We start from the raw sequence: 23,605 nt of genomic DNA on the forward strand, positions 1-23,605 counted from the left end.
AACCTCCTGAACCCATCCCCCACATAGGAGTCACATGGTATGGCGAAAGCAACTCTAGCAGGTTCGTCTTTGTCATACCGTTGGTGATGGAGCTGACAACTGCCTCCCAATTCGTGCGCGAGGGCGCAGTGTAACTGGAGCGCAATATCTTGGCTGCGGCATCCCTGACCTCTTGAGACGGAGAACCAAGGTCATCTGCCGGAGAACCGATAAGGCAGGTTCGCCAACAGCAAATCAGAAGCAGGATGAGCAATCGCGTGGTCATGGGCATTGCCGTCTAGTCAGTATGGCTTTTGCTGGGAGCGGAAGCGGTGTCTGCTCTCCGGGATGAGCGTGGGTTACGCCGCGTGAGCGGCGCCGAGCCACAAGTTGTGGGACTTGCGCCCCAGACAACAATGATGACCGCAAGAGCAAACACCATGAAGACCTACATACTCCGCGACCCCAACCGTGTCGAGCCGCAAAAACCAGCGCGCGCGCCGCGGGTCGCACTCCCGCCCCCGCCCCAACCCATCACCCCGCCCGGACCGACGTTGTTCGTCGGTCTGGACGTGCACAACGACAGCATCGCCGTTTCCATCGCGCCGTCCGACAGCCCCGAGGTGCGGCGTTACGGCATCATCGGCGGGACGCATGACGACGTGCGCAAGCTGCTTCTGAAGTTGAAAGCCGCGCATCCAGGCGTGGCGTTGCAGTGTTGTTACGAGGCCGGGCCGCGCGGGTATCCGTTGTGCCGGTTCATCCGCAGTCACGGGTGCGAATGCCTCATCGTGGCGCCGTCGAAGATTCCCCGCGCGCCGGGCGACCGCGTGAAGACGGACCGACGGGATGCGGATCAACTGGCGCGGTTGTTCCGCGCGGGCGAACTCACGGGCATCTACGTGCCCGATCCGCAGGACGAGGCGGTGCGGGACTTGATCCGCGCCCGTTACCAGGTCAGCAAGCAACAACACCGCGCGCGGCAGCAGCTCAAGATGTTTTTGCTGCGGCAAAATATCCGCTACGCCGGGACCAAGCCGTGGACACAGAAGCATCGGAACTATCTGGCGACGGTGAAGCTGCCGTATGCGGAGCAGCAATGGGTGTTTCAAGAGCTGGTCCACGTGATCACGGAGGCGGGCGAACGCTTGGAACGGTATGAGAAGCAGATCGCCAGCGTGGTGGAGACGTGGCGGTGGCAGCCGGTGGTCAAAGCGTTGCTGAGTCTGCGCGGGGTGGCGGCGTTGACGGGGGCGACGCTGGTGGCGGAGTTGGGCGACCTGCACCGGTTTGATACCGCGCCGCAGTTGATGAGTTACCTGGGGTTGTGCCCGAGCGAACACACCAGTGGGCCAACGCGCCAGCAAGGCGGGATCACCAAGCTGGGCAACGGGATGGCGCGCAAGGCGATGATCGAAGCGGCGTGGAACAACAGCCGCGCCCCGCGCATGAGCCGCACGGTGCTGGCGCGGCAGGCCGGATTGCCCAAAGCGGTGACCGACGCTTCGTGGGCGGCGCAGACCCGGCTGCATCAAAGATACAAACACCTGACGGGCGTGGGCCGCAAGAAATCCCCAGTGGCGGCGGCGGCGTTGGGGCGGGAACTGGCGGGGTTCGTGTGGGCGATTGGCCGGATGGTCCCGCCGCGAGCGCTGACGAGTGAAGGGAAGCAGACCGCCTGAGGGCGGGAGCCAAGACCAAGACCGCTTTTAATAAAAAGACCAAGAATGAAAACCAGCGCCTGTCAGACTTGATCGTGCCGGAGACAGGGACCCGGTCAGGCGAAACGCTTGATGGTCGTTTGAGGCGGTAACCAATCCGATCCTCGTGCCTAGACTAAGCAAACCGTCGCGTCGGACCGTGTTCTGTTGATAACTTCGCGTGCCGCGCGAGCTGTGCGCGAGTGGACTCACGTATCTCAGCATTGATCACCGCAGGAAGCCCAGCGTTCCTGTCTCCGACCCGATCCAGAAGACGGTGAAGAAAATGCCGGAAGCAAAACAAAGATTTTCCGGAGCGCAGCAGCACTGTGCGCTTGACAGAATTAAGCCATATCAACGACAAAAGCTCAGCGACCTGGTGCAGGGTGCGCTACGATTGCAACTGCGGCGCGAAGCCCGAGCTCGCGCATGGTTAGGCGGCAACATCCTCATATGTGAGCGATAGTTGCATTGGCTTGCTTGTCGCCATATCAAATCATTGTGCAAGCAAACATTGCGCCAGCGAACTGAGGCCGCCCAAATTACCTGTCAAGCTGTGGTTTCCCAGAGCTCGGTGGAGTGTTCGTTCCATAACGCGACACGAAGCGAGCTGCATCCGTACGGGCGCCTCCTGCCCAATTCCCAGACGCATAGTTAACTGTCAGCGTCATGTGGCTCATTCAAAGGAACGGCCGGTGACACGCTCTCAGTTTGGCGGCATGCCAGCGCCACGACCCCAAAGCCATCATCGCCATGGCGCACACTTGAGCGACTTGGGAAGCCGCGAAAGAAATTCGGCCGAGCCGAAGGTCCGCCGGGCCGAGCGAGCGGGAGCAAGCGAGTTCATTTGGCCCGCATCCTCTGGCATCTGCTCAAATACCAACAGCCGTTCAATCCGGAAGTCTTCACCAAAGAAGAAGCGAAAATGAAAGGCAGAAAACTGGCTCACCTCCAAAACATTGTCGCGTCACTCCAATACCAACTCGTCCCCCAACCATGAAAACCAAGAACTTACAGAGCTAGTTTCTCAGGAGGTCACAGCCTCATTTGTTTGTCTGTCTTTGCAGCCATAACAGCTTCGATTCCTCCAAAACTCGCTCCAGCACTCCTGTGCCGATACGTTTCTCAATCTCAGTCTTGGAAACCTCGTTATAACCTTTGACGCTCTCAATCAATGCCTCAGTCACAGAACATCCAGCCACTGGGTGCATTACAATCTGATGCCGGCTAAGAAGGTTGCTGCGATATACATCAATCCACGGCACTGGCATGCCCCAAGTCTTCAAGACCAACTTCCCATCTGCTATGTCTCTCTGTGCTTCTGCCTTTCCATTTTGATACGCAGTTTTGAGCACATCACTTTTATGGAGATCCGACTCTGTTTCCCTCGGTTGCCGTGAGCAGCCGACCGTAACTACAATCATGCAGACTAAGAATAAATAGGCGTTCCAACTATTCATGGCGCATGATGTGGCATAACAGTTAAGTGAGCGATAGTTGCATCTGGCCTATTTGTCGCGTGATCATTGTGTCCGTAAATTGAGGTTGCCCAAACCACTTGTCAAGCTGTGACTTCCCAAAGCTAGGGCATTTTAAGTATTGCTATAACCGCCGACATGACGCAGCGGGCCTTCCAACCACAAGCCAAGCGTTGGGGTCAAACGGACGACCGCCCTTGACTCGGGACGAGCACCGGCGCGGCCGCGTCTTGGACTGCGGCAGTCTTCTGCCGCTCTGGAATCATCGGCCCGCGACCGAAAAGCGGCAGAAGACTGCCGCACTCCAAAACCTCGCGGACGGAGGCGACGTACTGGCAGTGGATCAGCCGGTAATGCGCCCCACCACCCCACGTCTCATCCTTCGTAAATCATCCCTCGTAATTCGCCCCCATTCCCCATTCCTTTGCCAATCATTCCTTTGTCTTCCCGTTCGCGTATTTCGGGTATTTCGTGGTTGTATTTTCCCTGGAAGGAGCGAGCGCTTTAGAAAAGTTTGCCGCGCAGGTTTTTGCGTGCATCGGTTGTCGTTTTGCGCCGTAATAGCGGTGTTCGACCACAGGCAAAGTTGGAATAACTTTTTCCGCACGTTGAAACGGGTCGGCAAATAACATGATTAAATTTCTCCTCATCAGTGTCGCGCTCCTGGGAGCGCAGCTCAATTTGGTGGCCGCCCCGACCCCGCGCGCCGCCTTATTGAGCGACCCGCATCTGACCCAGAATGAAGCGTTGATTGATGCAATTGCGGGACAGGTGGCGGCGGCAGGTTATGCCGCGGAGCGCATTACGGTTAATCAACTGGCTGACCCGGCGCAACTGAACCGCAATCGGTTTGATCTGCTGGTGTTGTGCGAAGCGGAGTCCTTGCCCGCAAAGGCGGCTCCCGCCATTGAGAACTTCCTCAAACAAGGCGGCGACTTGCTAGCGCTCGGATTGCCAGCCTGGAAAAATCCGCAATTCCAAATCAACGATCGCTGGATTTCCCGCGCCGATTATGAGCACACCCTCGCTGAGCAACGCCCGACGCATTGGCTGTTCAATTTCGAGGCCGACAACCTCGATGCTTGGCGGCGCACCGCGGATAATCCAGATAACCCCGCCCATTATGAGATCGTGGATGTCGGCGGGACAAAAGCGCTGCACGCCAGCATCGGCAAATTCACCGGCTGGGATACCTTTCAGAGTCCGACGCGGCAACAGCCATTTCCAGCGGGACATTCGTTGACCTGCTTTCGCGCCAAAGGTTCAGCGCACACCAAACAACTGGCATTGGAATGGACTGAACGTGACGGTTCGCGCTGGATTGCCACGGTAAATCTGACGGATGAATGGAAGCAGTATGCGCTGCCTCCCGAAGCTTTCAAAGCGTGGCGGCCGCCCGGCGAACACGTTGGCACGAACGATCAGTTGCGCGTTGAGAAGGTGGCGCGGTTGGTAGTGGGATTGGCTTATTCGCACACCGCGCTGGAAAGCGGCGCGCAAGCGTATTGGATCGCGGATATTGGCACGGCGGCGAATCCCTTCGGGGCGGCAACCTTACCGGATAATTTTGAGCCGCCGCATTGGGAAAGTTTAGCTCCGACGTACCAATGCTTCCCCATCAACCACGGCTCAAACCCCACGGTTCAACTCGAATGGTTGACGGCCAATCTCTCGAATCCGACCGCGCCCGCAGCCTTGGTGAAACTACCCGTAGCGCCAGATTCGACATGGCTGGGACTGCATCCCCGCCCGCGCGGAGTGGGCTTCAATCAAGCGCGCGCCTATCGTTGGGCGCCGCTGCTGGCGGTGCGCGACGCGGACACGCACGATTATCGCGGGGCCATGGCGGCGTTATTGATCCACTCCCAACCGCCCTATCGCGGCAGCGTCTGGGCCGCGTTCACTCCGGCGGAATTGGAATTTTATCAGCAGCCGTTGGTGCGGAATTGTTTGCGCCAAACCTTGTCGCGGATGCGCCGCGGATTGTTCCTGACCGAAGGCGGTGCCGAATTTTTCACGGTGTTCCCGGACCAAACGGTGCCCATTGGGCTCCGCGCGGTGAACTTTGGTCGCACCACTCCGACAAATCTCACGTTGCGCCTGTCCACGCGCGAGGCGAGCAATCCGATCCAAGGACTGACCATCAGCGGCAGTCCCGTTCTCGCGCCGGATCAAACAGCGCAGCTCAGCCAACCCTGGCAGCCCGAATCATGGCCGCGCAACGGCTGGCAAGTCGTCAGCGAACTGCTCGTTGACGGTCAGGTGGTGGATCGGTTGGAACATCCCCTTCACGTGTGGCGGCCCGCGGCGCATCCGCAATTCATGGTCGCGAGCAACGGCGGTTTCTGGCTCGGCAACCAACCGTGGAAAGCGCACGGCGTAAATTACATGCCCTCCAGCGGTCTCGGCTTGGCGAACTGGCGGCACTTCGAGCATTGGGTTGGGCGCGGCGCGTATGACCCGGAAGTCATTCAACGCGACTTGGAACGAGTCAAAGGCATGAACCTGAACGCCGTGAGTGTGTTCATTTATCATCAATCCCTCGACGCCCAACACCTGTTGGATTTCCTCCGACGCTGTGAAACGCTGGGCTTGAAAGTGAATCTTTCGCTGCGGCCCGGCACGCCGTTGAATTTCCGTTGGGGTGAAATGCGCGAAATGATTCAAACCTTGCGCCTTGCCCAAAACGACACGGTCTTCGCTTACGATCTGGCCTGGGAACCCAGCCACGGACCGCACGACGCCCAGGTGCGCGCCTACCTATCGAACTGGAACGAATGGATTCAACAACATTATGCGTCGCGGCGCGATTTGGTGACGGCCTGGGGCGAGAGTATTGTCGCTCAACTCACCAACGCAACGCCGGCCAACGTCCCGTGGGCTATTCCGCCGATACACTGGATCACGCAGGATGGACCGTGGCGACGTTGCATTGCCGATTACCGCCAATTCCTCGATGCAAAGGTGGCCGCAGCGTACGCCGAGGCGCGGCGTCTGGTGCAATCCGTTGACCCACATCACTCCGTCAGCTTCCGCATGCAACACGCCGGCGATCCCACCTTCAACTGGGACGGTTTTATTCCGTATGATTTTTACGGCTTGCGGGACGCCGTGGACCTTTGGGAACCGGAAGCGTATGGGCGCATTGGCGATTGGGAAAAAGTGAGGCCGGGCCGGTTCACTGCGGATTACGCGCGGCTCTGTGATCCCGGCAAACCAATCTTCTGGTCGGAGATGGGTTACTCGGTTTGGGATCGCCAATTGATGCAACCAGGCGTGACGCAACAAAATTTCCAAGCGCAGTATTTCAGCGATTTCTATCGGCTGCTGGACGCATCCGATGTGGATGGAATTTTCTACTGGTGGTATCCGGGCGGCTATCGGCTGAACGAGCAAAGCGATTACGGCATCATCAACCCCGACGGCACTGACCGACCGGTGACCCAAGTCATCCGAAAACGCGGCGCGGAATTTTTGGCGCGGCCGAAACAGACCGCACCGCCGGACTACTGGATTTCCGTGAATCGCGACCGTGACGCGCGCGGTTTGTTTGGGATTTACGAAGCCGTCCAAGCGGATTACTGGAAAGCCATTGCCGCAGGCAAACGGCCCGGTTTGCGCTGGTCACATCCGCCGGGCGCGGCGACGGAAACTTCGCGATAACGCCAACGGGTGAGCGACGCCGACGGCCCGCCGGGACGATACGGATGCGAATGTGCTGGCGTTCAATGCTTCGGCTCGAAGCGAAAGATTTGCGCCGCGTGCGCCGGGACATCCAGATACAAGCCGAATTGTGTGAGATCGCTGCCAACGCGCTCAAAAACTTCAGCGCCGAGCCAATCGCGCAAGCTCCAGTCGTATTCGTCCAATGCTGGAAAATTCAGCGGCGCATAGGCCTGGCCGCGATTCGCACTCAAATTGACCACCACCAGATCAAATCGGTTTTGCGTTCCCGGCCAAAGCACGAGAATGAAATCTTGGTGAGAAAAATTTCCTTCCCACGCGGCGCGGGGCGACAGCAATTGGCCGGCACCCTGACCAATAAAGGTTTTTGGCAGAGCGTTCAGCAGCGTCATATAAATGGTTTTTATTTCCGCCGACTCTGGCTCAACGGGCGCGCGCCCCAACTGCACCGGCAGTTTCAATTTTGCCCCGCTGAGTTGGCCCTGATGCAGCAGACACATTCCCGGCAAAGCCAACACCGCCAGGGCCGACGCGCGATTTTCTGCCGGTGACAGTTTTGCCGCCACGCGCGGCTCATCATGATTTTCGAGAAAGTGAACGCTGTGTTCCACATACCCGGACGGATGCGCGAGCAATTTGCGCTGCGCCTCGACCGGCTGGCGCCCGATCAAATCATCGTACAACGCCTTGTCGTAGGTGTAATCAAACCCCTGCGCCTGCAGTCGGCCTTCCAATCCCCAATAGACTTCGGCAATGAAAATGAACTCTGGAAATTGCGATTTAACGGCAGGAATGGCGGTCGGCCAAAACTCTTCCATCGGCGCCGGTTCAGCCCCCGGCAGATGCGCCCAAGTTTTTGCGAAGACCTCATTCAACAACAGCATGGCCATGTCGCAACGAACGCCATCGCAACGCCGCGCGACCTCCCGCAGTTGTTCGGTCACGGCCTGGCGCGTGGCGGCGCGACGATAATCCAGCTGCGCGACGTCCGTCCACGGCGCGAAATAAGGATCTTTGCCATTGGCGATGAAGCGCACTCCGGTTTTCGTTTCGACGGTAAAAGTGCCATGGGTCGCGGTCGGGCTGGACACGAACAACTCCGGTCGTTCGCTCACCCAGGCATGATCCACCCCCAAGTGGTTGGGAACAAAATCCAGAACGAGCTTGATTCCAATCCGATTCAACTTGAGACGGAATTCCCGCAAGGCTTCATCGCCACCGAGCGCTTTCGGGACGGAATAATCGGCAATGGAATACGGTGAACCCGCCACGTCCGCCTCCGTCCAACCCGGCAGCACCCGGTCGTACTCCGCGCGCAAATCCGGATGTTGCCGCGCAATGGCCCGCGCCCGCTTTCCCGTGGTCCAGACGCCCATGAGCCAGAGGTGCGTGAAGCCGCACTGCCGCCAAAATTGAAATTCTGTTTCGGGTACGCTGGCCAACGTCACGGGGCGTCGCTCAACCCGGGATAGATTTTGCAGCCAACAACGGGTGTTGATCTGATACAGCAACGGATGTCGCATAACCTCACCGGCACCATAACAAGCTCGTTTGGCGGCGCAATCGCAAAGCCGTCGCGCGCTACCGCGACGTCGCGGCTGCGGCCACGATCAATTCCGCCGCGCGCTTGAACGAAACCAGACCGGTATTGATGACGAGATGATACAGCAGCGGATCATCAACGTTGGCGTGGAAATACCGTTTGAAATAGCGGGCGCGACCGCGCTCTTCCCGCGCCACCAGTTCCCGCGCGGCGGGCGCACTTATTTGGTAAAATTCCTGAGCGTGCGCGAGGCGTTGCTTGAGGGGCGCCACCAGCCGAACGTGAAGAACGCCGGGAATATCCGCGGCAATCCGGTTCGCGCCGCGACCGATAATGATCACGTTGCCCAGATGCACCAGGCGCAAAATGGTTTCCGCCGTATGCTCCACCACCGTCCAGGTGGAAGGTTGCACCCCGAAGAGCGATCGCACCGCGTCGTGAATTTCCGAACCGCGATCTTCAGGCAAATACGCCGCGAGCCGCTCGGGTAGATTGTGGTCCTTCAACACTTGGGCGATCAAATTGCGATCAAACACCGCCCACGGTCGCGCGACGGGTTTTTGCGCCTCCAACAATTTGGTCAAATGTTCCGCCACCATCGAAGCGCCGCTGCCGACCTGACGGGAAATTGTAATCGCTCGCAACCCCGAGCTTGAACGGGTCTCGGACTTGGGACGTTTGTGAAAATACGCATCGAGAACCGAGTGCGCCTTGCTGAGACTTTCAAAGTTCTTCATAAGTCGTTCCGGTTATCAAGACCGATTCCCGCAGGACCCGGTTGTCACTTCGAGTCGGTCTTCTGCCGCAATGTACGGGGCGCGTTTCGCTCTGTCCACCGTCCGCGGGCAATTTTACGGCCCGCTTATGCACTCGTTTAGAGACGCTGGCCGCGCTGGTAAAAGTGGTCTGACTTAATACTCGCGCGTGGTTTTGATGCCGGGTTCAGGAACCGGGTACCGACCGTTCGCGTCGGCCTGCACTGGCGCGGGCGAGTCATAGGTGAACTTGTCAATGCCCGGTGACATTTCATGTTCGCAATTCAACATGTCGTCGAACGTGATCTCCTGACCGGTATGCGCCGCCATGCGGCCCATGGCGGAAACAATGCTCGCGGTCACGCCATACTCCACTTCGTTGTATGGTTGATCGGCCCGGATGGCGGTCATCAAATCGTTCCACTCATTTTGATAGGGATTCTCCTCGCCCGGCGGCACCTCGGAAACCCACAGGCGCTCGGCCCCTTTCGGCGTTTGCCCCTTATACAAACTGGACGGCCCGCCGCAATCCCCGAACTTGGCCGCAACGGCACTGCCTTTCGTACCGTGGATGTAACTGGAGAAATTGTCCTGGCAGCCCGTTACGCAGCGGCCATCAAAATATAATTTTGTGCCGTCGGCGTATGTGTATTCCACCGAGTAGGTGTCAAAATTTTGATCCACATAGGGCAGACCTTCCGGACTGAGTTTATAGTGACGACCGCCCAGCGCCTGCGCCCGCACTGGCACGGCGTTTTTCATCCAGTTCAAATGGTCAATGGTATGAATGTAGAAATCGCTGAAACAGCCGCCGCTGGCCCAGATGAAACTGTGAAAGCGTTGAATCTGATAGAGCAGTTCACTGATGTTGTCCGGTTTGGGCAGCGATTCGAAAAACGCCACCGGCCCGTGCATCCGATAGCCACGTTGCAAAATGATCTCGCCAATGGCGCCGTCATGAATGCGTTCGGTCAACTGCTGCATGTTCCGGGCGTGCCGCGAGTTCAAGCCCACGCCCACCTTGAGGTTTTTGGCCTTGGCCGCTTCCGCCAGTTTGAACATGCGTCGCCCACTCGGACCGTCCACCGCCACCGGTTTCTCCATGAACACGTTCAAGCCCTTTTCAATGGCGTAGGTGAAATGCACCCACCGAAACGCGGGCGGCGTGGTCAGAATGACAATATCGCCGGGCCGCAAGGAGTCCATTGCTTCACGATAGGCGTTAAATCCCAGGAAGCGTCGTTTGTCGGGAACATCCACCTGATCCGTGAACCGCTGTTTCAAAGCGGCGAACTTGGCCGCCAACCGTTCGGAAAACACATCGGCCATTGCCACCAGTTTGGTGCCGCCGCCGTTGACGGACAAAGCATTGCCCGCCGCGTCCGTGCCGCGCCCGCCGCAACCCACCAAAGCCACCTGCAACGTATCATTCCCCACGGCATGAACCGGCGGCAGGGTCAGTCCCGCCAAAGCGGATGCCGCCACCACCGTGCCGGTTTGTTTGATAAAACCACGCCGGGTCACTCCGGTTGCACTGGATTTCTCAGAATTGGTTTTCATGCGCGTCATCATTCCACGGCGCAGATTGGTCACGTCGAACGCAACGCGGGCTCGACGAACCATAACCGCGCATTTCAGCCTTTGCCCCGCTGCTGATGAGCCGAGCCGGGTGCGGATAAAATTTAATACTCGCGCGTGGTTTTGATACCGGGTTCAGGAACCGGGTACCGACCGTTCGCGTCGGCCTGCACCGGCGCAGGCGAATCGTAAGTGAACTTGTCAATGCCCGGCGCCATCTCATGTTCGCAGTTCAACATGTCCTCGAACGTGACCTCCTGACCGGTGTGCGCCGCCATGCGGCCCATGGCGGAAACAATGCTGACAGTCACGCCGCGTTCAACCTCGTTGTACGGTTGATCGGCCCGAATGGCGTCCACCAGATCATTCCACTCATTTTGATACCAGTTGTCTTCGCCGGGGGGCGTGGTCGAAGTCCAGACGCGCTCCGATCCCTTCGGAGTTTGCCCCTTGTAGATGCTGGAAGGGCCGCCACAATCGCCGCTCTTGGCCGCGATGGCGCTGCCTTTCGTGCCGTGAATGTAACTGGAAAAATTATCCCAACAGCCCGTGATGCAGCGACCATCAAAATAGAATTTCGTCCCGTCTCCGTAGGTGTACTCCACCGAATAAGTGTCGAAGTTCTGGTCCACATAAGGCAGACCTTCCGGACTGAGTTTATAGTGGCGACCGCCCAGGGCTTGCGCCTTGACGGGCCACGCATTTTTCATCCAACCTAGGTGGTCAATGATGTGAATGTAGAAGTCGCTGAAGCAGCCGCCGCTGGCCCAGATGAAACTGTGGAAGCGTTGAATCTGGTAAAGCAACTCGCTCACATTGTCCGGCTTGGGCAGGGACTGGAACGAAGCCACCGGCCCGTGCATCCGGTAACCGCGTTCCAAAACAATTTCTCCAATCGCACCGTCATGAATGCGTTCCGCCAGTTGCTGCAAATGGCGCGCGTGGCGTGAATTCAAACCGACGCCCACCTTGAGATTTTTGGCCTTGGCCGCTTCCGCCAGTTTGAACATGCGTCGTCCACTCGGACCATCCACCGCCACCGGCTTCTCCATGAACACGTTCAAGCCCTTTTCAATGGCGTAGGTGAAATGCACCCACCGAAACGCGGGCGGCGTGGTCAGAATGACAATATCGCCGGGCCGCAAAGAATCCATGACTTCGCGGTAGGCGTCGAATCCTCGAAAACGGCGGTTGTCCGGGACATCCACCTTGTCGCCAAATTTTTGTTTCAGCGCGGCGAACTTCGTGTTCAAGCGCTCGGGCAAAATGTCGGCCATCGCGACCAGTTTGGTGCCGCCGCCCTTGACGGACAAAGCGTTGCCCGCCGCGTCCGTGCCGCGCCCGCCGCAGCCCACAAAACCCACCTGCAAGGTGTCGTTCCCCGCCGCATGGACGTGTGGCAAGGCCAGTCCCGCCAGAGCGGACGCCGCCACCACCGTGCCGGTTTGTTTGATAAAATCACGCCGAGTCGTCGGAGTAGAACCCGAAGCATCAGGATTGGTATTCATGTGCGCCATCGTTTCACTGTCGCGCTTGGGAGTCAACACACAAAACGCGCTGATCGAGTTATCAGTTGAAATCAACCTCATCCGCTGCTCGAAGGGAACGGTTTGGCGGAAGCGGCGTCCGAGGAATCGTCTATCCCAATAGGGTGGGTTCGACGCTCGCTATTTCGTGATCCGGGCGGATTCGATCAGCTCCCAAAACTTGGGGTTTTGTTGCAAGGCCGCGTCTTCCTCGACCTTCAATCCGGAGCGATACATGAAGTCTTTGAGCGTGTTTTTGCTCAAAATCCGATGCACCAAAACGCCCAGCTCGTGACGCTCAAAATAAACGCGAAAATCTCCGATGCGGAAGCGATGCAGGATACGCCCGCCCCGTTCCAATTTCCCGAAATCACTCAACTCCGTGCCGATGACTTGCTGAGGCAACCCACGAAATTCGCCGAGGATATGCAATTGCAGTTCCTTCGGCATGCGCGACAACTCCGCGGCGCTCGTCGGCGTGAAGATAATCTGGAAAGGCGTCATTTCTAATCTCTAGCTTTGCCGCGACTCAGTATGGGGTTCCGCCCCGGACAACGCACGCTAAATCCATCAAGGCCATTTCCTGAAAGCATCGGCGGGGTTTAATTCGCGCGGTGATCGCTTGCAATCGAATTGGTCACCTTGCTCAACCGGTCACGACCAAGGGTCGCAACTGTGCCACGCTGGCCGTGCCGGTCGTGCCGAGTTGATGAATGACTATGGAGCTGGCGGCGTTGGCCAACGCCAGCGCGTCGCGGATGGTAGCGCCACTTTGAAGAGCGACGACCAAATTTGCCGAAACGGCATCGCCCGCGCCCACGATGTCAATTTCACCGCGCAACGGCAACGCGAGCAGATGTTCCGTGCGGCCATCTGGAGTGACGCCTAAAATTCCTCGTTCCGAAAGCGTCACGAAGACCGGTCGTTGATTTTGTCTGGACAGGCGCACCGCTGCCGCCGCGATGTCTTTCAATTCTGCCGTCGCCGCCAGACCGGTCAACGCGGAGAGTTCGGTGGCGTTCATTTTGAAGATGGCCGGTGGAAAATCGCGCAGACCACGGCGGCTGTCGGCCAGGATCAACTGTTGCGGACGCGATTGGGCCACGCGCCCCAAAGCCGCCAACACGGCCGGAGTCAATACGCCGGTAGCCTGTTGATCTTCCTGTTCCAAAACCACCAGTGCGTCCGCCTGTTCTGCCGCCGCAATCAGATGGGCGCATAACTGTTCCACCACCTCTGGCGGCGTGGGCGTCCAGTTCTTTTGGTCGAGCCGATTCAATTCGCGCGGCGGGCGGTTCGCCTCAACCATCAACGGTTTGCAATAGGTAAAGGTGCGGCGCGCGGTCGTCTGCAGAAAATAGTCCAGGCGCACGCCCGGCAAGGCGGCCAACGCCCGACGCAGTTCGTAGCCTTCGCCATCGTCGCCGGCAAACCCCACGGGAAAAATCTGGCCGACGCCGAGCGCGACCAGGTTGTTGAGCACGGTCCCCGCCCCGCCCGGTTGCGCGCGAACTCTGACGACGTTATGCACCGGCAATCCGGTTTCGATGGAAGTCTCCACCTTGGTGGGATCAATCTCGAGGTAGCGATCCAGACAAAAATCACCAACCACCGCGATCCGCAATTGCGGATACTGCTCCGTAATGGTGGCGAAACGCTCGGCGTTCATGAGCCTCAATGATCCAGGATGCGCGCCAGGAGCGACGTTGCATCGCGGAAGTCGGGAATGACCACATCCGCGCCCACGCCCAGCAGACGTTGCCGTTTCCATTCATCGAAGCGCCCCGAACCGTTATGCGCCTCATCACTCGCGACGGCCACCGCCAATCCGCCGACCTCCTTGGTATTTTGAATTTCCACGTAGCCATCGCCAAAGGCCAGCAGTTGCGCCCCGGCAATCTGGTTTTCACGCAGCAAACGTTCGATGACCATTTTTTTTGAGAACTGCTTGTAGTTGTCCAGCGCCCCGTAAATATGCGGGCCAAAGTAACGGGTCAGACCAAGCAACTCAGCTTCCATTTTGACGAATGGCTCGTCAGTGCCGCTGGCCAGATACAACGCCAATCCGCGTCGCTGTAATTCGTCCAACAAACCGCGCGCACCATGCACCAACAGATCGTCAGGTTTGAGCACACCGTGACGCAAATCATCAGTGCGATGCCGAATCCGCTCGTCCAGTCGCCGCAAGTATTCGTGTTTATACCACAACGGATCACGCGGGGTACCGCCCCGCTCCTTGATGCGCTCGGCCAGTTGCATCATTTGATAAATCGTCTGCTTGCCGTTCAGACGCATGATGTCCTCGAAGCACAACTGCCGGCGCGCCGCCTCGGTTTCATCGGGCAATCCGGGCAACATCTCGACAAACATCGGCACCATGACTTCGGGCCAGCCTTCCCGAATGAGAGACAGCGTGCCGTCAAAGTCAAAGAGCACATGACTGATCTGCGGACGGGGAGCGAAATTAGCGGTGAATTCCACGCGCCCGGTAAAATGGGTGGCGGCAGGCGTACTCATTTGGCCCAATCTGGATGTTCCATGAACGCGTAGCACAGCACATGGCAAATCCCCATCTGCGCATCTTCCACGCGACCGTAATGCGTGTCGTTGATGACAATGACTTGCTCGGCAACCTCCGCCATGCGGCCGCGCTTGGCGCCCACCAGGGCCACCGTGCGCAAGCCGTTGGCCTTCGCCCACTCCAGCGCCCGCACGCAATTGGGCGAGTTGCCGGAAACACTGATGCCCAGCGCCAGGTCGCCCGGACGCGCGTAATTTTGCATCTGCCGCAGAAAAACGTCTTCGTAGGTGTAATCATTTCCCAGCGCCGTGATCCAACTGACATTGTCAGTCAGACTCAGCACTCGAAAGCGTTTCCCCAAACGATCGGAAGCGCCTTTGCCGAGATCCGTCGCAAAATGCGAGGCGTTCGCGGCGCTCCCGCCGTTGCCAAACACCAATATCTGGCGGTCTTCCTGATGAATGTGGCGAAGGGTTTGAATCAATTGCACCAGCGCTTCCGGCGCAATGGAATCGAGCGCCGCCTTTTGCGCTCGGAAATAATCGGCAACCCACTGATTGGCAGTCGTCATGCGCGATGAAGGATAGGGATGGCGGACAAATACTCAAATCTTCGTTTGCTCAACCCGCTTTCGCGGCGTCAACCGCGAGCAGCAGGGCGCCAACCGGAACCACGTCCGCGCCCAGTTGCGATAACTGAACGCTGACGCCGGACCGGAAGGCTTCCATTACCCAACCGCGCAAAGCGTTTTCCACGGCCAGACGAAGCGGTTCGCCCAACCCAGCCAAGCCGCCGCCCAAAATGAGGCGTTGCGGGTGGAACAAATGAACCACATGCGACAACCCAAACGCCAGATCCTCGGAAATTTCCCGTAAGAGCTGTTGCGCCAGGGGATCGCCTTGCGCCAGGGCCGCTCCGAGATGTCGTGCCTCGCCGCGAGTTTCCCGCCCCACCAAACGCGCGAGCTGGCTTTGCGGTTGTTGCTGGATCAACTCGCGAATCCGCGCGTCCACCGCCCAACCGGAACAACGCGATTCAACCGTCGTGCCGCGGCGATCCAGCCGCACGTGACCGATTTCCGCCTCGCCGGGAATCGCCCCGTGATAAATTTGCCCCGCCACGACCAGCCCACCGCCAACGCCGCTGCCCAACGTCACGTAAAATACCGGATCACCACCCACGCCCGCGCCGCGATGCGCCTCACCCAGCGCCGCCACATTCGCATCATTGTCCACCGCCACCGGAGCGCCGGACTGCTCGCGCAACCAGGACGCCAGATCAAAATCCGACCACCCTTCGATCTGATGCGAGCGACAGATTTTTCCCGTGCGCCAATCCACCGGGCCGCCAAATCCGACGCCAACGGCTTCAATCTGGCGACTGGCGCGCAATTCACGAAGCGCCTGCGTTATTTGTTCACGGATGCCGCCCGCGCCGGAATTCGGGTTAACGGTCAAAGTGTGTCGGTGCTGAATCACCCCGTGTTCGTTGCCGAGCGCAAGTTGCAATTTCGTGCCGCCAATTTCGATGCCCAGAATGTTCATTTGTGGTTCTGCCCCGCCGATGCTGACGCAAGCGGAGACTTGGGGCAATGGTGGAGACGTGAGGAGTGAGGAGCAACTGGTAGCGCGTACGGGAATCGAACCCGTCTTTCAGCCTTGAGAGGGCCGTGTCCTAGCCGATAGACGAACGCGCCATAACGCCCGCATCCTATCCCCTCAGACCACCTTGTCACGCTGAAATTAACTCTTGCGCTCCGCCTTGCACGTTTTATACTGCGCCTCCTTTTGTAACAGGAAGTTATTTATGCGACGTCCCAAAGGTATCAAAACCAAGAAATCTGTGACCAAACGTTTCAAGCTGACGGCTCGGGGAAAAATCCTCCGCAGTCGCCCCGGGCGACGTCATCTTTGCCAGACCAAAAGCGCCAAACGCCGGCGCGGTCTGCGCGGCGCGGCGCTCGTCCACACCACGGACGAATATCGTATCAAGCAAAGCCTTCCGTTCACCCACTGATTTCATCCATTTCCGTTCCCACGAATTTTAATTTCTACTTTTCATGCGCGTAACAAATTCACCAGCCTCTCGTAAGCGCCGCAATCGCATGTTGCAAGCGGCGAAGGGTTTTCGCCTCAAACGTTCCAAACTTTACCGCTACGCCAGCGATGCCGTGGATCACGGCCGGCAGTACGCCTACCGCGATCGTCGCGTCAAGAAGCGCACGTTCCGCTATCTCTGGCAGATTCGGATCAACGCCGCCGCGCGCACGGCCGGAATCACTTACAGCCGTCTGATCGAAGGTTTGAAGGCCGCCAAGTGCGAATTGGATCGCAAGGTGATTGCCGACATCGCCGCGCAGGATAACGACGCGTTTCTGCAATTGGTGAAGCTGGCGCAGGACGGTTTGAAGGCCAAAGCCGAGCACGCCGGCAAAGGCGATGATCTGACCGAAATCGAAGGTGTCGGACCGAAAATCCAGGAAGCGCTGCACGCACAAGGCATCAAGACCTTCGCCCAAGTGGCCGCCACCTCGGTGGCGCGACTGAAGGAAATTCTCGCGGCAGGCGGCGCGCACCTGAAACAATGGGATCCCACCACCTGGCCTGAACAAGCGGCACTGGCCGCCAAGGGCGATCGCGAGGCGTTTGAAAAACTCAAAGTCGAACTTAAAGGCGGACGCCGCGTTTAATTATTGAACCCGATTTTCAAGGCGACCAGCAATGGTCGCCTTTTTCTTTTGCTGCTCGAGCGAATTCGTTAAACTCCCAACCTGAATTTATGGCTGGCTTCCTGGAAGAAATTGAACCGTTGAAACAAACCGCCCTCGCCGACTTGAAGGGCGCCGCCAATCTGGCCGCGCTCGAGCAAATCAAGGGAGCGTGGATGGGGCCGAATGGCAAATTCACCGCCTTAATGAAACGCCTCGGCGCGCTGGCCAAGGAAGAGCGTCCGGCGGCGGGCAAGTTGATCAACGCGGGCAAGCTGGAGCTGGAATCCGCGCTGGCCGAGCGACGCGGCGAACTGGAACTGGCGGCGGCGCAACCCAAGCACCCGACTGATTTCACCCTGCCCGGACGGCGCCGCGGTCTCGGCAAATTGCATCCGCTCACCCAAGTGACGGACGACATCGTCCGCGCGTTTCGCAAAATTGGTTTTGCGGTGGCGGATGGTCCGGAGATCGAAGACGAATACCATTGCTTTGATGCGTTGAACACGCCGGCGGATCATCCCGCACGCGACTTGCAAGATACCTTCTACCTCGCCAATGATCCCCAGGCCGGGAGCGCGCCGGGCGACTCCTCACACCGCGGTTCGTTGCTGCGCACGCACACTTCCTCGGTGCAGATTCGCGTCATGGAAAAGCAAGCGCCGCCGGTGCGCATCATTGTGCCGGGGCGCGTGTTTCGCCGCGATAACGCGGATGCCACGCACAATCCCACCTTCCATCAAGTCGAGGGGCTGTACGTGGATCGGAACGTCACGGTTGGCGATCTGAAAGGCACGGTGGAATTTGTCTTTCGCGAGCTGATGGGCAACGACGTAAAAATCCGTTTTCGCCCGCACTATTTCAGCTACACCGAGCCGAGCTATGAAATTGACTTCACCAATGCGCTGGTCAAAAAAATGGGCAAAGCGTGGTTGGAGATCGCCGGTTGCGGCATGGTGCATCCCCAGGTTTTTGAGAATGTCGGTTACGATCCGGAAGTCTGGACCGGCTGGGCCTTTGGTTTTGGCATCGAGCGCATTGCGATGTTGCGTTACGGGATCAACGACATCCGATTATTCTACGAAAACGACGTGCGGTTCTTGCGGCAGTTTTGATACGGAAACAACGCCTCGACATCAACCCATTCCGACATTCTTCTTACCCGCAGGTAAATCACGCAGGCACACACCACATGCGACTCACAGGGTGTGTCTCGATCGTGTTGTCCGATCCGCAAATTGCGCAGGCGAAATAGTGACCGCTTTCGTAGGTTACGGTGGCTGGATGCAATCGTCCGTTACCAGGGATTGCGGCGTGGGATAGCCTGGCGGCACGCCGGGAGCAGTGACGGGTTCACCCCGTTCAATCCGGGCGGCGACGGTGAGATTCAATTCAAGGAGTTGGGCCAGCAAATCCTGTTTGGCGCTGAAACCATAGGCGTCGAGAACGGCGGCATCCAATGCGGCGTGGGCGTCCTTCAACGGATTCGCGCCGGGCAGTTCGAGCGTGCGATAGAGAGCGCGCAGGCCGCCTTTCAGATGCTGCAATGCTTCGGCGCGCACGCGGCGCACCGTGCGCGAGGCAGAGGCCACGGCGTCAATTTTCGCGATGGTCTGGGGAGTACACGCGCCCCGCGTGTCGGTTGCCGCACCCTCGCGGCAACCCTTCAGCGGAATGGACGATTGCGCTGATACTGACGTTGAATTTGATGCGCGCGCGCCAGTGCCGACCGCGAGGGCGCGGTCGGCTGCACCCGGGGCGGGTGCGCTCCCCATTTCAAACTGCGGCCACGGGAACGTGTCGAAGACGGATTCGGGAGTGTAGCGAAAGCGTTCGGTCAGCTTGCTGCATTTTGTGATGAACCAAAGCCAATGGATATCTGATTGCAGAACACCGAAACTATAATCATCTGCAAAGGCAAACACTTTGAGCGCGTTCGTAGGCAGGTAATTCGCAGAAATAAAAACGAATGTCGGCCTCTTCATCACAGCCGAACAGGCAACATAGCGAGGAAGCTTCTTCAGAGCCTGTTGCAAATCATTTCTCGGACGCTTCAAAGCCCACCATGTGTCCAACCGATTCTGGTGCTCGCCACGGTCGCGCCCGAGTTCCTTGTTTTCCTGTGCAGCATTCTTTTCCCAATCCTTGAGCACTCGCTCTTTGGGAATCGCGAGCAAGCGAGGTAATGCCGATGTTTGAAGCACGTTTAGGTTACTGAGGTCAACGACGTATTCCGGCTTGGTCACATATCGCGCCGACAAAAGGTCAGAACCGTTAATGAACGGCTTTACATATGGTTTGTGTTCATCAATCGCAAGCAAATCGTTTGCCTCCGCCGCAGAGATAACAAAACCATCGTGTCCAGTTTGAACACCTTCAAAAACGCACTTTGGCTGCGTATTGCATTTCAAGATTTTTGCCGCAGCCACATCCGTCGCGTCTGACAGCGCCGAATTGATTTGATCGCATTCACGAGCATCAAGCTCGTATTCCTTGGTCGCTGAACCACTGCCGCGCTTGCGAGTTTTCTTTACAGAGGCACTGGGTTGGATTTTGAACCAGAGTTTCCGCTTCTTGGGCAGCGACGCGGCGTCTTGCGTTTTCATCCAATTGGCGATGGAAACATTGACGTTGGCTTCGCCCGACCACGGTTGGTTCTCTACGGCTTCCACGATCGCCCCTGTCGAGACGACATGGTCCAACCCACCTTCGCGTGATTCGTTGTTGCGGATATTTTGTGTACCAACCAGTCCGCCGCGCCCGGAGAGTGGGTCGGCTGTAGTGCAGGCTGGCAGATGATCGGCAGCCTTGCGAAACCAGTAGGTGCAAAGGTCAGCACGCCGTGGAACTTCGGGATAGTTCTTTTCCAGTTTCCCAACGTATTCGCGCCCGTGTTCCATTGTCATTTTGCGTGCATCGAGGAACGGCGGATTACCGATGATGACATCGGCTTGGGGCCATTGCGTCGGCTGGCCTTCGGGCGTGAGCAGCGCGTCGGCGGCGATGAAGTTGTGGTCGAGATTGTCGAGCGGCAGCGGGGGTTCGCTGATGTGCAATTCGTCAATTGCCAGCTTGCGCCCAATCATCATCGTCACCTTGGCGATCTCGACGGCAAAGGGCAGAACGTCCAGACCGTAAAAGTTTTGCGCGCTCAGATAGCTCAGCGGCATCTGCGCTGCCTCCTTCGCATCGGTTTTGAACTCCGTCCGCAGCCGCTCGAAGATCCGGGCTTCGAGCCGTTTCATCTCGCGATAGGCGATGTACAGGAAGTTGCCCGAGCCACACGCCGGATCAAGCACGCGAAAGGTGTGCATCCGGTCGAGTAATTGATTGAGCCGAGTGCGGGTTTTCGCCCCTTCAATCTGCTCGGTCCACGGGTCGGTGATCGTCGGTTTGACGATTTTCATGATGTCGGACGGGTGCGTGAAGTGCGCGCCGAACGCGTGGCGCTCCGCGTCGTTCATCGAGTGCTGGAACAGGGTGCCGAAGATTTCCGGCTGCACTTTCGACCAGTCGAACTTGGCGGCCTTACGGAGCAGCACGAGTTCAAGGTCTTGAAGCTCCAGTCGGGCCGGTTCGCGGAACAGGCCGCCGTTGAAATAACGCACGCCTTTGAACCGTCCGCCCGCTTTGGGCGGATTGCTGTTCATAGCCTCGAACAGCCCGCCGATTAAGTCGTAGCCATCGGCGGGAGTGGTACATTCCTCAAGGAGTTGCGCGACAAAATACTTGGGGAGCAAATCAATATCCTCCGCAAACAACGCGACGAGCATTTGCAGGATGAAGCGTTGGGCGTCCGGTTGCGGCACGCCACGCCGGACGAATTTGCGAAAACATTCCGCCAGACAATCGGCGGCTTCACGGGTGACTTTCTCGCGGTCGTTGTCGAACGTGGGACGGGGATTGCCTGGCGCGAGAAATGCCAGCGGCCCCCAGCGTTCGGGCAAATCCTTCAGCGCGAGCGTGTCCTTGGGCGTATCGAGATCGGTATCGAAATCATAGACGCAGAATTCGTCGAAGTTGCAAAGCACCACGTAGCGCGGGCGATGCGGCACCAGGCGCGTCCAATAATCGAAGGCTTGTCGGTAATGTCTCTGGAGCTTTTCACCGCGCTTCTTCATTTCGACGAGCACGACGGGTTTCCAAACGTAATCCGCAAAGGCGGTCCCGCCGCCGTCGGCGTCGGCCTTGCGAACGCGGAATTCGGGTTCACCGCCGACATCGAGAGAACCGGGTTGACCGAACGCCTGGAAAAGCCGGTCGAGGAAGATTTGCGCCTGGCCTTTTTCATCACCGGTGATGTGTTGGTCACACCACGTAACAAATTGCTCCAGTTTATCCCGGCTCGGCATGGATGGATTTATACCGGAAACACGTCGCCCCGAGCAATCACTGAGTCCGGCAGGTTTGGCGCGCAAAAGTAAGTTCACTGCTATGGTAGTAACCGCAGAATCGATCTCAGCGATTGTAGTAGCGGGCGTAAGTCCGCTCTGATTTTTCAGGAAGGAAGCACGAGCCGCCCCACGTCGTCTGCTACAGTTGGAGGGCAAGATGCGGCTACAGTGTTTAATTAAACCGCTATAAAATCTCCGTCCACGTCACGATGCTGATGACGATTTCCTCGTATTGATCAAGCTCGCGGCGGGTCGCAGAAGCGCCGTTGAGATAATCCACCAAGATATTGGTGCAAAAACTGCCTTCATCATTGCTCCCATTCCGCGCGCAACCGGCTTTCATATTTCAGCGCGTCAATCTTCTTCTTTTTCCACAAACCAAATGCGCTCCACCCTTTGTCAGATTGCTCTTCGCGAAGATAGTTTCCGACGGCGCGACGGATAATTTCCGCGCGCGATGTTTTTTCGCGGGATGAAATGGCCGCCAGCGCTGCCAACTGCTCTTCCGACAATTCGATAATTATTCTCACGGTGTCATCATACGACGTCGCTATTCTTATTGGCAAAAATTTGATTTCCAATGCGGGGTCTCTCGGGTTTTATTTCCAGCGCTTTATTTATGAAACAATTGATCACCCTCTGCGCGCTGTTGGCCGGCATTATCTCATTGGCCGCTGCCGATTTGAAAACCAGGAATGTTTTTCTCATTTCGACGGATGGGTTGCGCTGGCAGGAGGTCTTCAGCGGCGCCGAGGAAGCGCTGCTGGATAAAGCCAACGGCGGGGTGGCCAATCCGGCGACGACGCGCGCCAAATTCTGGCGCAACACGCCGGAAGAGCGGCGGCGCGCTTTGCTGCCATTCTTCTGGAGCGAAATCGCGAGTCGAGGCCAGCTCTTTGGCAATCAAACCAGGGGCAGCATCGCGCAACTGGCCAATGACAAAAAATTCTCCTACCCGGGCTACAGCGAGTTTCTCACCGGCGTGGCGGACCCAAGCCTGAACAGCAATGACAAAATTCCCAATCCCAACACCAACGTGTTCGAATGGCTGAATCTACAGCCGCGCTTTGCCGGCCGGGTGGCGGCGGCGGTGAATTGGGACGTCGTTCCGTGGATTCTGAATGTGGAGCGAAGTCACCTGGCCGTGTGGAGCGGATTTTCGTTGCCGTCCGGCGCCCCGGTTTTATTTACTCCGTCTGCCGAGCAACTCCAATGGATCAACGATACTCCGGCATTATGGGATAACATGCTGTTCGACGCCGTCACCTTCCGCGTGGCCCGGGATTACATTCAAACGAAGCAGCCGCGCGCCTTTTACCTTTCTTTCAGTGAAATTGACGAATGGGCGCATGAAGGGCGCTACGATTTGATGCTGGCCGCCGCGCACTATCAGGATGATTTCATCCGCCGTTTATGGGAAACGGTGCAATCCATGCCCGCGTATCGAAACCAAACCACGTTCATCATCACCACCGATCATGGTCGTGGCGACGCGCCCAAAGCGTGGCGTTCGCATGGCGCCAGCGTTCAGGGCGCGGAGAACATCTGGATTGGAGTGCTTGGCCCGGACACGCCGCCGCTCGGCGAACGAACCAATTGCGCGAAAGTAACGCTGAGCCAGGTCGCCGCCACCGTTGCCGCTTTTTTAGGGGAAAATTTTCCCGCCGCCATGCCGCAAGCGGCGCCGCCGTTGCCGGACGTGTTGCCCCGGACCAGTAATTGAATTTTCGCTCCGCAATG

21 protein-coding genes, 1 tRNA gene and 1 pseudogene are annotated in these 23,605 nt (G+C 58.0%); 7 read left to right on the top strand and 16 right to left on the bottom strand.

Going from position 1 to position 23,605, the window contains the following annotated elements; genetic code table 11:
* Positions 1-419 precede the first annotated feature (419 nt).
* A complete protein-coding gene (locus M9920_16995; protein MCO5053976.1) occupies positions 420-1,661 on the top strand; it encodes an IS110 family transposase in 1,242 nt (413 codons plus the stop codon).
* Positions 1,662-2,424: 763 nt separating this feature from the next.
* Here M9920_16995 and M9920_17000 read toward each other — a convergent pair.
* The 3 genes from M9920_17000 to M9920_17010 form a co-directional block, all read right to left on the bottom strand.
* Positions 2,425-2,628, bottom strand: a complete 204-nt coding sequence (locus M9920_17000; protein MCO5053977.1) for a hypothetical protein — start codon at positions 2,626-2,628, stop codon at positions 2,425-2,427.
* A gap of 94 nt (positions 2,629-2,722) precedes the next feature.
* Positions 2,723-3,139 (bottom strand): hypothetical protein, encoded by a 417-nt coding sequence (locus M9920_17005; GenBank protein MCO5053978.1) that lies wholly within the window; start codon positions 3,137-3,139, stop codon positions 2,723-2,725.
* A gap of 449 nt (positions 3,140-3,588) precedes the next feature.
* Entirely contained in the window at positions 3,589-3,789 is a 201-nt protein-coding gene (locus M9920_17010) for a hypothetical protein (GenBank protein ID MCO5053979.1), read from the bottom strand.
* Here M9920_17010 and M9920_17015 point away from each other — a divergent pair.
* On the top strand, positions 3,788-6,820 hold the full coding sequence (locus M9920_17015; protein ID MCO5053980.1) for a hypothetical protein: 3,033 nt from the start codon (positions 3,788-3,790) through the stop codon (positions 6,818-6,820). The genes M9920_17010 and M9920_17015 overlap by 2 nt on opposite strands.
* A 62-nt stretch (positions 6,821-6,882) precedes the next feature.
* Here the strand turns inward: M9920_17015 and M9920_17020 are convergent, their stop codons facing one another.
* From M9920_17020 to M9920_17065, 10 genes are all read right to left on the bottom strand, one after another.
* Entirely contained in the window at positions 6,883-8,364 is a 1,482-nt protein-coding gene (locus M9920_17020; GenBank protein ID MCO5053981.1) for an alpha-amylase family glycosyl hydrolase, read from the bottom strand.
* Between the two features lie 58 nt (positions 8,365-8,422).
* Positions 8,423-9,121 carry a cytidylate kinase-like family protein gene (locus M9920_17025; protein MCO5053982.1) on the bottom strand — a complete coding sequence of 233 codons (699 nt, stop codon included), beginning with the start codon at positions 9,119-9,121 and terminating at the stop codon, positions 8,423-8,425.
* A gap of 174 nt (positions 9,122-9,295) precedes the next feature.
* The gene (locus M9920_17030; protein ID MCO5053983.1) at positions 9,296-10,762 is read right to left on the bottom strand and encodes a Gfo/Idh/MocA family oxidoreductase; all 1,467 of its coding nucleotides are present in this window, start codon (positions 10,760-10,762) and stop codon (positions 9,296-9,298) included.
* 59 nt (positions 10,763-10,821) lie between these two features.
* The gene (locus M9920_17035) at positions 10,822-12,225 is read right to left on the bottom strand and encodes a Gfo/Idh/MocA family oxidoreductase (GenBank protein ID MCO5053984.1); all 1,404 of its coding nucleotides are present in this window, start codon (positions 12,223-12,225) and stop codon (positions 10,822-10,824) included.
* A 159-nt stretch (positions 12,226-12,384) separates the two neighbouring features.
* A complete protein-coding gene (locus M9920_17040; protein ID MCO5053985.1) occupies positions 12,385-12,747 on the bottom strand; it encodes a hypothetical protein in 363 nt (120 codons plus the stop codon).
* A gap of 142 nt (positions 12,748-12,889) precedes the next feature.
* Positions 12,890-13,912, bottom strand: a complete 1,023-nt coding sequence (locus tag M9920_17045; GenBank protein MCO5053986.1) for a PfkB family carbohydrate kinase — start codon at positions 13,910-13,912, stop codon at positions 12,890-12,892.
* Positions 13,913-13,917: 5 nt separating this feature from the next.
* Positions 13,918-14,760 (bottom strand): HAD family hydrolase, encoded by an 843-nt coding sequence (locus M9920_17050; GenBank protein MCO5053987.1) that lies wholly within the window; start codon positions 14,758-14,760, stop codon positions 13,918-13,920.
* Positions 14,757-15,335 carry an SIS domain-containing protein gene (locus tag M9920_17055; protein MCO5053988.1) on the bottom strand — a complete coding sequence of 193 codons (579 nt, stop codon included), beginning with the start codon at positions 15,333-15,335 and terminating at the stop codon, positions 14,757-14,759. The genes M9920_17050 and M9920_17055 overlap by 4 nt, the downstream gene beginning before the upstream one ends.
* 49 nt (positions 15,336-15,384) lie before the next feature.
* Positions 15,385-16,308 carry an ROK family protein gene (locus tag M9920_17060; protein ID MCO5053989.1) on the bottom strand — a complete coding sequence of 308 codons (924 nt, stop codon included), beginning with the start codon at positions 16,306-16,308 and terminating at the stop codon, positions 15,385-15,387.
* Between the two features lie 77 nt (positions 16,309-16,385).
* Positions 16,386-16,460, bottom strand: a tRNA-Glu gene (locus M9920_17065).
* Positions 16,461-16,570: 110 nt separating this feature from the next.
* Here M9920_17065 and rpmI point away from each other — a divergent pair.
* From rpmI to pheS, 4 genes and pseudogenes are all read left to right on the top strand, one after another.
* Positions 16,571-16,780, top strand: a complete 210-nt coding sequence (rpmI, locus tag M9920_17070) for a 50S ribosomal protein L35 (GenBank protein ID MCO5053990.1) — start codon at positions 16,571-16,573, stop codon at positions 16,778-16,780.
* A gap of 43 nt (positions 16,781-16,823) precedes the next feature.
* A pseudogene (rplT, locus tag M9920_17075) lies at positions 16,824-17,183 on the top strand (50S ribosomal protein L20).
* Positions 17,169-17,453, top strand: coding sequence for a helix-hairpin-helix domain-containing protein (locus tag M9920_17080; GenBank protein MCO5053991.1), 285 nt, complete (start codon positions 17,169-17,171; stop codon positions 17,451-17,453). Before rplT ends, M9920_17080 begins: the two are co-directional and overlap by 15 nt.
* Positions 17,454-17,542: 89 nt before the next feature.
* Positions 17,543-18,586: a phenylalanine--tRNA ligase subunit alpha gene (gene pheS / locus M9920_17085; GenBank protein ID MCO5053992.1), complete on the top strand. Its 1,044-nt coding sequence runs from the start codon at positions 17,543-17,545 to the stop codon at positions 18,584-18,586.
* 156 nt (positions 18,587-18,742) lie between these two features.
* Here pheS and M9920_17090 read toward each other — a convergent pair whose 3' ends face one another.
* The 3 genes from M9920_17090 to M9920_17100 form a co-directional block, all read right to left on the bottom strand.
* Positions 18,743-21,823 (bottom strand): N-6 DNA methylase, encoded by a 3,081-nt coding sequence (locus M9920_17090; protein ID MCO5053993.1) that lies wholly within the window; start codon positions 21,821-21,823, stop codon positions 18,743-18,745.
* A gap of 226 nt (positions 21,824-22,049) precedes the next feature.
* Positions 22,050-22,208: a hypothetical protein gene (locus M9920_17095; GenBank protein MCO5053994.1), complete on the bottom strand. Its 159-nt coding sequence runs from the start codon at positions 22,206-22,208 to the stop codon at positions 22,050-22,052.
* The gene (locus M9920_17100) at positions 22,174-22,446 is read right to left on the bottom strand and encodes a ribbon-helix-helix protein, CopG family (protein MCO5053995.1); all 273 of its coding nucleotides are present in this window, start codon (positions 22,444-22,446) and stop codon (positions 22,174-22,176) included. The genes M9920_17095 and M9920_17100 overlap by 35 nt, the downstream gene beginning before the upstream one ends.
* 38 nt (positions 22,447-22,484) lie before the next feature.
* On the opposite strand from M9920_17100, the gene M9920_17105 reads away from it, so the two are divergent.
* Positions 22,485-23,588 carry an AP protein gene (locus M9920_17105; protein MCO5053996.1) on the top strand — a complete coding sequence of 368 codons (1,104 nt, stop codon included), beginning with the start codon at positions 22,485-22,487 and terminating at the stop codon, positions 23,586-23,588.
* The last annotated feature ends 17 nt before the right edge of the window (positions 23,589-23,605 follow it).

It is taken from the genome of Verrucomicrobiia bacterium, assembly GCA_023953615.1.
Classification (GTDB): domain Bacteria; phylum Verrucomicrobiota; class Verrucomicrobiia; order Limisphaerales; family JADLHS01; genus JADLHS01.